6 protein-coding genes are annotated in these 6,010 nt (G+C 72.9%); 1 reads left to right on the forward strand and 5 read right to left on the reverse strand.

All coding sequences use genetic code 11. The features are described from left to right. Positions 1-120: 120 nt before the first annotated feature. On the reverse strand, positions 121-1,518 hold the full coding sequence (locus tag SACHA_RS0111790; RefSeq protein WP_019809931.1) for a class II fumarate hydratase: 1,398 nt from the start codon (positions 1,516-1,518) through the stop codon (positions 121-123). 95 nt (positions 1,519-1,613) lie between these two features. Between SACHA_RS0111790 and SACHA_RS0111795 the strand changes: the two genes are divergently transcribed. Next, on the forward strand, positions 1,614-2,609 hold the full coding sequence (locus SACHA_RS0111795; protein ID WP_019809932.1) for an NAD(P)/FAD-dependent oxidoreductase: 996 nt from the start codon (positions 1,614-1,616) through the stop codon (positions 2,607-2,609). Between the two features lie 50 nt (positions 2,610-2,659). Here the strand turns inward: SACHA_RS0111795 and glpX are convergent, their stop codons facing one another. From glpX to xseA, 4 genes are all read right to left on the reverse strand, one after another. After that, positions 2,660-3,709, reverse strand: coding sequence for a class II fructose-bisphosphatase (gene glpX, locus SACHA_RS0111800; RefSeq protein WP_019809933.1), 1,050 nt, complete (start codon positions 3,707-3,709; stop codon positions 2,660-2,662). Positions 3,710-3,803: 94 nt separating this feature from the next. Continuing rightward, positions 3,804-4,145 carry an exodeoxyribonuclease VII small subunit gene (locus SACHA_RS21740; protein WP_019809934.1) on the reverse strand — a complete coding sequence of 114 codons (342 nt, stop codon included), beginning with the start codon at positions 4,143-4,145 and terminating at the stop codon, positions 3,804-3,806. After that, entirely contained in the window at positions 4,142-4,663 is a 522-nt protein-coding gene (locus SACHA_RS21745) for a hypothetical protein (RefSeq protein WP_019809935.1), read from the reverse strand. The genes SACHA_RS21740 and SACHA_RS21745 overlap by 4 nt, the downstream gene beginning before the upstream one ends. Positions 4,664-4,672: 9 nt before the next feature. Beyond that, a complete protein-coding gene (xseA, locus tag SACHA_RS21750; protein ID WP_039738831.1) occupies positions 4,673-5,866 on the reverse strand; it encodes an exodeoxyribonuclease VII large subunit in 1,194 nt (397 codons plus the stop codon). Positions 5,867-6,010: the final 144 nt, after the last annotated feature.

Below are 6,010 nucleotides of genomic sequence, written 5' to 3' on the forward strand. Positions count from 1 at the left end.
CCGCCACCGCACGGCGGGTGCCCGGGGGCCGCGCCTCTCGTCCGGGGGACACGGTCGCGGGCGGGTCAGCCGGTGTGCGATCGGACGCGGGCCGGGGTGGTCGCCGACGGCCTCCTCGGATCATCGGCCTCCCCGTGCCATGCGCAGCACGTCGAGGGCCTCGTCCAGCTGTGCCTCGGTGAGCTTCCCGTCGGCCACGTGGCCGCGTTCGAGAACGACGTCGCGGATCGGCTTCAGCTCCGCCAGCGCCTGTTTCGCCACGGCGGCGGCCTCCTCGTACCCGATGTAGGCGTTGAGCGGGGTCACGATCGACGGCGACCCCTCGGCGTAGGCACGGGCGGTGTCGGTGTTGACGGCGAGCCCGTCGAACACCTTGTCCGCCAGCAGCCGGGCGGAGTTCGCGAGCAGCCGCGCCGACTCCAGCACGTTGCGCGCGATCACCGGCAGGTTGACGTTGAGCTGGAAGTTGCCCTGCGACCCGGCGAAGGACACCGTCGCGTCGTTGCCGATGACCTGCGCCGCCACCTGCATGGTGGCCTCGCAGATGACCGGGTTGACCTTGCCCGGCATGATCGACGACCCGGGTTGCAGGTCCGGCAGCGCCAGTTCCGCCAGTCCGGTGCGTGGTCCGGACCCGAGCCAGCGGACGTCGTTGGCGATCTTGTTCAGCGACACCGCGATCGTGCGCAGGTGACCCGAGGTCTCGACCACGCCGTCCTGCGTTGCCTGCGCCTCGAAGTGGTCGCGGGCCTCGGCCAACGGCAGCCCGGTGACCTTCGCCAGCTCCTCGGCGACCGCGCCGCCGAACCCGGCGGGCGCGTTGAGGCCCGAGCCCACCGCCGTCCCCCCGATCGGCAGCTCCCCGAGCCGGGGCAGCCCGCTGCGCAGACGTTCGATGCCGAACCGCACCTGCGCGGCCCAGGCGCCGGCTTCCTGCCCCAGGGTCACCGGCACGGCGTCCATCAGGTGCGTACGGCCGGACTTGACCACGTCGGCCCACTCGGCGGCCCGCCGTTCGATCGTTTCGGAGAGGTGGTCCAGTGCGGGCACGACGTCGGTCAGCACCGCCTCCGTCGTCGCCACCCGGATGGTGGTGGGGAACGTGTCGTTGGACGACTGCGAGGCGTTGACGTGGTCGTTCGGATGAACATCCCGGCCGAGTGACCGGGTCGCCAGCGTGGCGATCACCTCGTTGGCGTTCATGTTCGACGAGGTCCCCGAACCGGTTTGGAACACGTCGATCGGGAAGTGCCCGTCGTGGTGCCCCTCGGCGACCTCGTCGGCCGCCGTCGCGATGGCCGCGGCGAGGTCACCGTCGAGGACGCCGAGCCGGGCGTTGACCCGCGCGGCCGCGGCCTTGAGCAGACCGAGCGCACGGATCTGGGCGCGCTCCAGACCACGGCCGGAGATCGGGAAGTTCGCCACGGCCCGTTGGGTCTGCGCGCGGTAGAGGGCGTCGGCCGGCACCCTGACCTCACCCATCGTGTCGCGCTCGATCCGGTAGTCCTGTTCCGCCATGAGGCCAGTCTGGCGCACGTTCGGATCAGTCGCCCGGTGTCGTGGGGCACTAGACTGCGCCACGGCCCCCACCAACGGCGGAAGGGCGGTGGGACATGAGTGCGTCCGAGACGGTGTCGGTCGACCTGGTGATCGTCGGAGCCGGACCGACCGGCCTGTATGCCGCGTACTACGCGGGGTTCCGTGGTCTGTCGACGGCAATCGTCGACTCGCTGCCCGAGACGGGCGGCCAGATCACGGCGATGTACCCGGAGAAGATGATCTACGACGTGGCCGGTTTCCCCGCCGTGCGGGGGCGGGACCTGGTGAAGGGGCTCGTCGAGCAGGCCGCGCAGGCGGAGCCCACCTATCTGCTCGGCCGCAAGGCCGACACGCTCACCACCCTGGACGACGGGCTGGAGCTCACCCTCGACGACGGCGTCCTCGTGCGCGCGGGCGCGCTGCTGATCACCGCGGGAATCGGCGAGTTCACCCCGCGCCCGTTGCCCTCGGGGCAGGAGTGGCTCGGGCAGGGCCTGGTGCACTTCGTGCCCGCCCTCGACGCGCACGCCGGGCAGGACGTCGTCGTGGTCGGCGGCGGCGACTCCGCGTTCGACTGGGCGCTGGCCCTGCGCCCGATCGCGGCGAGCGTCACCCTCGTGCACCGGCGGGCGAAGTTCCGGGCCGCCGAGTCGATCGTGAAGCAGGCCCGGGACGAGGGCATCCCGATCATCACCGACGCCGAGGTCACCGCGCTGCGCGGCAGCGGCCCGGACGGCACCGGCGAGCTCGCGCAGGTGGAGATCGAGATCCGGGACGGGCGGCGGATGACGCTGCCCGCCCAGGCCGTGGTCGCCGCGCTCGGGTTCACCGCCGACCTGGGGCCGATCGAGAACTGGGGCCTGCGGATCGAACGCCGGTCGATCGAGGTGGACACCACGATGGCCACCGCGCGCGACCGGGTGTACGCGGCCGGGGACGTCGCGGCCTACCCCGGCAAGGTCAAGCTGATCGCCACCGGGTTCGGCGAGGCGGCCACGGCGGTGAACAACATCACCGTGGCCCTCAACCCGAAGGCCAAGCTCTTCCCGGGCCACTCCAGCGACGCCTGACCCCAGCGGTGCCGGGACCCGGGGGGCCGGAGCCCCGGGTCCGCGGCCGGTCAGGGGATCGGCGGGGTGGCGTCCTCCGGGGCGCCGTCGAAGTCCACGGACGAGAAGTCCCGCAGCTTCGTCAGCCGGTGGTAGCCGTCGATCAGCCGCACCGTGCCGGACTTCGACCGCATCACGATCGACTGCGTGGTGGCCCCGCCCGCGCGGTAGTGGGTGCCGCGCAGCAGGTCGCCGTCGGTGACCCCGGTGGCACAGAAGAACACGTTGTCACCGCGCACGAGGTCGTCGGTGGTGAGCACCTTGTCGACGTCGTGCCCGGCGTCGACGGCCTGCTGCCGCTCGGTGTCGTCCTTCGGCCAGAGCCTGCCCTGCAACTCACCGCCGAGGCACTTCATCGCGCACGCGGCGATGATGCCCTCCGGCGTGCCGCCGATGCCGAGCAGCATGTCGACGCCGGTGCTCGGCCGCGCGGTGGCGATGGCGCCCGCGACGTCGCCGTCGCTGATGAACCGGATGCGGGCGCCCGCCTCGCGGACCTCCTCGACGATCCGCTCGTGCCGGGGGCGGTCCAGGATGCAGACCGTCACGTCGGAGACGCCGCTGTTCTTCGCCTTGGCGACCCGGCGGATGTTCTCGGCGATCGGCGCGGACAGGTCCACCGTCCCCGCGGCCTCCGGCCCCACGGCGAGCTTCTCCATGTAGAACACCGCCGACGGGTCGAACATCGCGCCGCGTTCGGCGACCGCGAGCACGGCGAGCGCGTTCGGCATGCCCTTCGACATCAGCGTCGTGCCGTCGATGGGGTCCACGGCCACGTCGCAGTGCGGGCCGTCGCCGTTGCCGACCTCCTCGCCGTTGAACAGCATGGGCGCCTCGTCCTTCTCGCCCTCGCCGATCACGACGACGCCCCGCATCGACACGGTGCCGATCAGCTGGCGCATGGCGTCCACGGCGGCACCGTCCCCGCCGGTCTTGTCGCCCTTGCCGACCCAGCGGCCGGCGGCCATCGCGGCGGCCTCGGTGACCCGGACCAGTTCCATCGCGAGGTTGCGGTCGGGTGCTTCGCCCCGGCGACTACCGGACTGGCTGGCGGTGGTCATGGTGCCTCCCGATGGCGTGTCTGGAACTGTCTACGACAAGCGTGTCGCTTCCTGTCGGGGCGCCGGTACCCGGCTCACGGGGGTGTCGCGCACGTCACCGTTCCCGGTCCTCGTCGGGTCCGCCGGAGCCGTCCTCGGACGACGTGTCCTCAACGGTAGCCAGCGCGGCCTCGATGCGCTCGCGTGCACCGTCGAGGTGCCGCTCACACAACCGGGCCAGTCGCTCACCCTTCTCCCACAGCGCGAGCGACTCCTCCAGGGACAGGCCACCCGCCTCCAGCCCCCGCACAACCTCGATCAGCTCGTCGCGTGCCTGCTCGTAGCCGAGCTGCTCCAGACCCGCCGACCCGGTGTCCTGCTCTTCGGCGCCGACTTCCTCCGGGGGCACCGTGTCGGCACCCGCGCGGGTGCCGTTGTGTTCCGCGTCGTCGCTCACGTGTCCGTCTCGTCCGTCCCACTCGGTGCTGTCCCGGCCGGTGCTCTCCCGAGATCCGGTGCTCTCCCGAGATCCGGTGCTCGCCCGGCCGCCGGTGCTGTCCGGTCGCCGGTCGGGACCGGCCTGCGGGCGCACACTACCGCGCCGGCCATCGCGTGGTCGTAGGTGACGAACGCGCGGGCGAACTCGCCGCCGTCCGACTCGGCGAGAGCGTTCTCCAGCCGTGTCTGCGCCCCGGCGACGCGGTGGCGGTGCACCGACCCCGCGCCGAACCACCAGTGCCTGCCCACGTAGCGGGCGGTCGCCTCGGACAGCCCCCGGAGCCGGCCGACCAGCTCCGGAGGGTCGGTCGTGCGACACCCGGCGAGCAGCACGGTCCAGCTCCGCACGGCGGCGGCCTCGACCTCGTCCGCCCGGGCGCGCACGGTGCGGACCTCCGCGGAGGCCGTCCCGTCCGGCTCCGCGCACAGGCGGGCGAGGGTGCCGGTGGTCAACGGCAGAAACGCGCACCCGTGCATTCGCCGACCTCACTCCTCCCGTGTTTCCACCACCGCCCGCACGGCCCCGTCCGTGAGCCGGACCCGCAGCGGTGTTCCGTCGGTCACATCGGAGACCGATCGGAGTACTCTCAGGTTGCCCGAATCGTCGGTGTACTGCACGACGGAATACCCGCGTTCCAGCGTCGCGGACGGCCCCAGCGCGGTGAGCCGGGCGCGGGCGGACGCGAGCGCGGTCTGCTCGCGGGTCAGCTCGGCCAGCACCGCGCGCCGTCCGCGTTCGCGCTGGGTCTCGACCTCCACCTGCCTGCGTTGGACCGGGCCCAGTGGATCGGCCAGGACCGGACGGCTGCGCAGCTGGTCCAACAGCCTGCGCTGGGTGTCCACCCAGCCGTGCAGGGACCGGCGCGCGCGGTCGCGCAGCTGGTGCACCTTCGCCGTCTCCTCGGCGACGTCCGGCACCACCCGCTTGCCCGCGTCGGTGGGGGTGGAGCAGCGCAGGTCCGCGACGTGGTCGAGCAGCGGCGAGTCGGGTTCGTGCCCGACGGCGCTGATCACGGGGGTGCCCGCGGCGGCGACCGCCCGGCACAGCGCCTCGTCGGAGAACGGCAGCAGGTCCTCCACGCTGCCCCCGCCGCGGGCGAGCACGATCACGTCGATGTCCGGGTCGGCGTCGAGCGTGGACAACGCCCGCAGAATCTGCGGAACCGCGTGCGCGCCTTGCACCGCGGTGTTCAGCACCCGCATCCGGACCGCGGGCCAGCGGCCCTGGGCGTTGACGAGCACGTCGTGTTCCGCGGCCGAGGCACGCCCGGTGATCAGGCCCACGCCCCGCGGCAGGAACGGCAGCGGACGTTTGCGTTCGGCCGCGAAGAGTCCCTCCGCGGCCAGCAGCTTGCGGAGCCGTTCGATGCGGGCCAGCAGCTCGCCGATGCCGACCGGACGGATCTCGTCGGCGCGCAGGCTGAGCGTGCCCCGGCCGAGAAAGAACGACGGCCTGCCGTGGACCACGACGCTGGCGCCGTCCCGCAGTGGTGGGTCGGCGGCGCGCACCATGCGCGCGGGGCACGTGACGGTCATCGACACGTCGGCGGCCGGGTCGCGCAGCGTCACGAACGCGGTCTGGGTGCCGGGGCGGGCCGAGATCTGGGTGACCTGGCCCTCCACCCAGACCGCCCCCAGCCGGTGGATCCAGTCCGCGATCTTGCGCGCGACCGTGCGCACCGGCCACGGGTTCTCGGCGGTGGAGGGCGCGTCGGCTGCCCTGCCTCCGGTCTTCGCCCCGGCCTTCGCGTCGGCTTTCGCGTCGGCTCTGTCGTCCGCCTGTTCCCTCGGCTGTTCCCCCGGCCGTCCGCCCGGCCGCCCGCC

The sequence above is a fragment of the Saccharomonospora halophila 8 genome, from assembly GCF_000383775.1.
In the GTDB taxonomy this organism is placed as follows: domain Bacteria; phylum Actinomycetota; class Actinomycetes; order Mycobacteriales; family Pseudonocardiaceae; genus Saccharomonospora; species Saccharomonospora halophila.

What these genes read in the sequence shown, in the direction of transcription:
- SACHA_RS0111790 (WP_019809931.1), bottom strand. Translation starts at nt 1,518, where the DNA reads ATGGCGGAACAGGACTACCGGATCGAGCGCGACACGATGGGTGAGGTC.
- SACHA_RS0111795 (WP_019809932.1), top strand. Translation starts at nt 1,614, where the DNA reads ATGAGTGCGTCCGAGACGGTGTCGGTCGACCTGGTGATCGTCGGAGCC.
- glpX (WP_019809933.1), bottom strand. Translation starts at nt 3,709, where the DNA reads ATGACCACCGCCAGCCAGTCCGGTAGTCGCCGGGGCGAAGCACCCGAC.
- SACHA_RS21745 (WP_019809935.1), bottom strand. Translation starts at nt 4,663, where the DNA reads ATGCACGGGTGCGCGTTTCTGCCGTTGACCACCGGCACCCTCGCCCGC.